This is a genomic window from Tsukamurella conjunctivitidis, from assembly GCF_007858475.1.
Lineage (GTDB): Bacteria > Actinomycetota > Actinomycetes > Mycobacteriales > Mycobacteriaceae > Tsukamurella > Tsukamurella conjunctivitidis.
Genome location: NZ_VIGX01000338.1, coordinates 1 through 502, shown reverse-complemented (window position 1 = coordinate 502; position 502 = coordinate 1). Strand labels below are relative to the sequence as shown.

Sequence of the window (502 nt, the reverse complement as noted above, 5' to 3'; positions counted from 1 at the left end):
GATGATGCGCGGGCGGCGCACCAGTGCGCGGGCGATCGCGATGCGCTGCTGTTCACCACCCGACATCTGCGTGGGGTGGGAGTCCAGCCGGTCCCCCAACCCCACCCGCTCCAACATGGCAGCAGCCAGGGAACGCCTGTGCCAGAAGTCCGGTCCCGTCGCATAGAGCAGGGGAACCTCGACATTCTCGGAGGCGGTGCGGGCATTGAAGATGTTGAACTGCTGGAAGACGAAGCCGAAGCTCCGCCCTCGCAGGCGTGCGCGCCGGGCCTCCCCCAGGTGGAGGACGTCCGAGCCATCGACGCGGTAGGTGCCGCTGGTGGGTCGGTCCAGCAGGCCCAGGATGTTGAGGAGCGTGGACTTGCCCGTGCCCGAGCGGCCGACGATGGACACCTGTTCCCCGGCCTCGACGCTCAGGTCGATGCCGCGCAGGATGTGCAGATCGCTCCCATCGGGCAGGACGACGCTGCGGGTGATCCCCGCCAGCTCCACCAGCGCCACC

Annotated in this window: 1 protein-coding gene; it reads right to left on the bottom strand. The window is 68.9% G+C overall.

Annotated elements, in window-relative coordinates; all coding sequences use genetic code 11:
• Positions 1-502, bottom strand: a 502-nt coding sequence (locus tag FK530_RS25680) for an ABC transporter ATP-binding protein (protein WP_231706816.1), incomplete at both ends; no start/stop codon positions are given.